Origin of the sequence: Acidovorax sp., from assembly GCF_046339755.1 — a bacterium.
Taxonomy (GTDB): domain Bacteria; phylum Pseudomonadota; class Gammaproteobacteria; order Burkholderiales; family Burkholderiaceae_C; genus Acidovorax.
Genome location: NZ_JBKDTZ010000069.1, coordinates 1 through 3,802, shown reverse-complemented (window position 1 = coordinate 3,802; position 3,802 = coordinate 1). Strand labels below are relative to the sequence as shown.

Below are 3,802 nucleotides of genomic sequence, written 5' to 3'. Positions count from 1 at the left end.
GTCCTTGGGCGGCTTTTTTTACGCCCCAAGCCGGTGCGAATTTTTACCAACTGGTGGCTTTCTTCTGGCAGACTGCATGCCAGCGCCTGCGATCCATTGGCGCACTAATTGCTTGAGACAACGCCAGATCCGATCGCCCATCCTCCATCCGAAGAAGGACCCACTCCATGACCTCACGCCGCATCTTCACCGGCCACCTGTTCTCCACCTCGCTGGCACTGTCGGCCATGATCGGGCTGGCGCCCGGCGCCGCGATGGCCCAGGCCAAGACCAAGGTGGCAGCGATCTACACGGTGCCCTACGAGCAGCAGTGGGTCAGCCGCATCCACAAGGCGCTCAAGGCGGCCGAGGCGCGCGGCGAGATCGAGTACAAGTCCAGCGAGAACGTGACCAACGCCGACTACGAGCGCGTGATGCGCGAGTACGCCACCGGCGGCAACCAGCTCATCGTGGGCGAAGCCTTCGCCGTGGAAGCCGCCGCGCGCAAGGTGGCCAAGGACTTCCCCAAGACCTCGTTCCTGCTCGGCTCCTCGGGCAAGCCGCAGGCTCCCAACTTCAGCGTGTTCGACAACTACATCCAGGAGCCGGCCTACCTGTCGGGCATGGTGGCGGGCGGCATGACCAAGACCAACAAGATCGGCATGGTCGGCGGCTTCCCCATCCCCGAGGTGAACCGCCTGATGCACGCCTTCATGGCCGGCGCCAAGGAAGTGAACCCCAAGGTGGAGTTCACCGTGAGCTTCATCAACAGCTGGTTCGACCCACCAAAGGCCAAGGAAGCCACCTTCGCCATGATCGACAAGGGCGCCGACGTGCTGTACGCCGAGCGCTTCGGCGTGAGCGATGCCGCCAAGGAAAAGGGCAAGCTGGCCATCGGCAACGTGATCAACACCCAGGACAAGTACCCCGACACGGTGGTCGCATCGGCCCTGTGGCACATGGAGCCCAGCATCGACCGCGCGCTCAAGCTGGTCAAGGACGGCAAGTTCACGGCCGAGGACTATGGCCCGTATTCGATGATGAAGCACAAGGGCTCGGAACTCGCGCCCCTGGGCACCTTCGAGAAGAAGGTACCGGCCGACATCGTGGCCAAGGTCAAGGCCAGGGAGGCCGAGATCCTGGCCGGCAAGTTCACCGTGAAGGTGGACGACAGCCAGCCCAAGTCCACGGCCAAATAAGCTGCAGGCGGCGCTTGCGTGCGCCATTCGGGGCCACCTACTTGACTGCGGTGGCCCTTTTCATTGGTACTGTCCATCGCTTACCCTGTTGCCCATGATCTTCACCGCATTGCTCTCCCGTCGCATCGCCCAACTGCTCGGCACGCTGGCCCTGGCCGGTGCCTTGGCGGGCTGCGCGTCCAGCCCCGCAGTCCAGGGCACTCGCCTTGACAGCACGCCGCGCATCGCCGTGATCTCGGCCTTTGCGCCCGAACTCACCGTGCTGCTGCCCCAGGTGCAGCAGCCCGCCAGGCACAGCATCAACGGCGTGGAGTTCACCACCGGCACGCTGCAGGGCAAGCCCGTGGTGGTCTTCCTCTCGGGCATCAGCATGACCAATGCGGCCATGAACACGCAGCTGGTGCTGGACCGTTTCAACGTCAGCCACATCGTCTTCTCCGGCATTGCCGGCGGCGTGAACCCCGGCCTGCATATCGGCGACGTGACCGTGCCGGCGCGCTGGGGCCAGTACATGGAATGGCTCATGGCGCGCGAGGACCAGCCCGGCAAGTATTCGGCCCCGGGCTGGATGCAGGCCGAACTCACCTTGCCCGCCTACGGCATGATGCACCCGCGCCCGGTGGAGGTGCGCTCGGCCGCCAACCCCGCGATCACCAAGAAGTTCTGGTTCGAGGCCGATCCGGGCATGCTGGCCGTGGCCAGCGGCCTGGCCACGGTACCCCTGGAACACTGCCACGCCAGCCACTGCCTGAAGGAGCGCCCGCGCATGGTGGTGGGCGGCAATGGCGTGTCGGGCCAGGCCTTTGTGGACAACAAGGCCTTCCGGGAGTATGCGTTCAAGACCTTCGAGGCCAATGTGCTCGACATGGAGACCGCCGCCACCGCCATGGTGGCGCACAGCAACGGCGTGCCCTACATAGCCTTCCGCTCGCTGAGCGACCTGGCCGGTGGCGGCGATGGCGCCAACGAGATGGACACCTTCATGCACCTGGCGGCCGCCAACTCGGCCAAGGTGCTGCAGGCATTTCTCGCAGCCTGGCGGTAGCCCGATCCATGGAGCCTGCAGAAACCGTCTTGCGCCTCACCGGCATCACCAAGCGCTTCGGCAAGCTGGTGGCCAACGACGGCATCGGCCTCACGCTGGCGCGCGGCGAGGTGCTGGCGCTGCTGGGCGAGAACGGCGCGGGCAAGTCCACGCTGATGTCCATCCTGTTCGGCCACTATGTGGCCGACGAGGGCCACATCGAGGTCTTCGGCCAGCCCCTGCCCCCGGGCCAGCCGCGCGCGGCACTGGCTGCCGGCATCGGCATGGTGCACCAGCACTTCACGCTGGCCGACAACCTCACGGTGCTGGACAACGTGCTGCTGGGCAGCGAGCCGTTGTGGCAGCCCTTTTCGCGCCGCAGCGCCGCACGCGAAAAGCTGCTGGCCGTGTCCGCCCGCTTCGGCCTGCCGGTGCAGCCCGATGCGCGGGTGGGCAGCCTCTCGGTGGGCGAACGCCAGCGGGTCGAGATCCTCAAGGCGCTTTACCGCGGCGCGCGCATTCTGATCCTGGACGAGCCCACCGCCGTGCTCACCCCGCAGGAGAGCGAGGCACTGTTCCACACCCTGTCGCAGATGGTGGCCCAGGGCCTGTCCATCATCTTCATCAGCCACAAGCTCGCCGAGGTGCTGCGCGTCTCGCACCGCGTGGCCGTGCTGCGCCAGGGCAAGCTCGTGGCGGAGGCGCCGGCCCAGGGTACCACCCAGGGCCAGTTGGCCCAGTGGATGGTGGGCCATGCCATCGAGGCCAGCGAGCGCCGCCCCGCGAAGAACGTGGGCGCACCTGTGTGCACACTGGCCAACGTCTCCACCGCGCCCACAGGCCGCGACCGGCTGCGGGACGTGTCGCTCACGCTGAACGCGGGTGAGATCGTCGCCATTGCCGGTGTCTCGGGCAATGGCCAGGTGGCGCTGGCCGACGTGCTGTGCGGCGTGCGCACCGCCACCGCCGGCCAGGTGACGCTGCTCGGCGCGCCGCTGCAGGCCCGGCCGGCCTGGGTGGTGAACCAGGGCGTGGCCCGCATCCCCGAGGACCGCCACGCCGTGGGCGTGGTGGGCGACCTGCCGGTGTGGGAGAACGCCGTGTCCGAGCGCCTGCGCAGCCACTGGTTCGCCCACCCCTGGTTCCGAGGCTTCTGGGTCAAGCGCGCCGCCGCGCGCCAGCATGCCCAGCGCGTGGCCACCACTTTCGACGTGCGCGGCGGCGGGCCCGACACGCCGGCGCGTTCACTCTCGGGCGGCAACATGCAAAAGCTGATCCTCGGGCGCGCCCTGCTGCCACCAGGCGATGCCCCGCCCCCTCGGCTCATCGTGGCGCACCAGCCCACCTGGGGCCTGGATATCGGCGCCGTCACCTTCGTGCAGCAGCAGTTGATCGCCGCGCGCGACGGCGGCGCGGCCGTGCTGCTGATCTCGGACGACCTCGACGAGGTGTTGGCCGTGGGGCTGTCCATCATGTTCATGAGACAGTTGCTCGGGGAGGTGCTGCGTGTCTGTCTCCGTGTGGGCGTGGTTGGGCAGGGCTAGATCGTGGGGGTGGCGCGGGCGCAGGGTTCGTCCCAGGGGCAGTTGGCCCTGTGGTT

General features: G+C 67.6%; 3 protein-coding genes. All 3 read left to right on the top strand.

The window, feature by feature from the left end; translation table 11 throughout:
• Window positions 1–167: 167 nt before the first annotated feature.
• The 3 genes from ACK59X_RS05395 (at window position 168) to ACK59X_RS05385 (ending at window position 3,746) form a co-directional block, all read left to right on the top strand.
• A complete protein-coding gene (locus ACK59X_RS05395) occupies window positions 168–1,178 on the top strand; it encodes a BMP family protein (protein WP_409955834.1) in 1,011 nt (336 codons plus the stop codon).
• A gap of 94 nt (window positions 1,179–1,272) precedes the next feature.
• Entirely contained in the window at window positions 1,273–2,223 is a 951-nt protein-coding gene (locus ACK59X_RS05390) for a 5'-methylthioadenosine/S-adenosylhomocysteine nucleosidase (RefSeq protein ID WP_409955832.1), read from the top strand.
• Between the two features lie 8 nt (window positions 2,224–2,231).
• Window positions 2,232–3,746 (top strand): ABC transporter ATP-binding protein, encoded by a 1,515-nt coding sequence (locus ACK59X_RS05385; RefSeq protein ID WP_409955830.1) that lies wholly within the window; start codon window positions 2,232–2,234, stop codon window positions 3,744–3,746.
• Window positions 3,747–3,802: the final 56 nt, after the last annotated feature.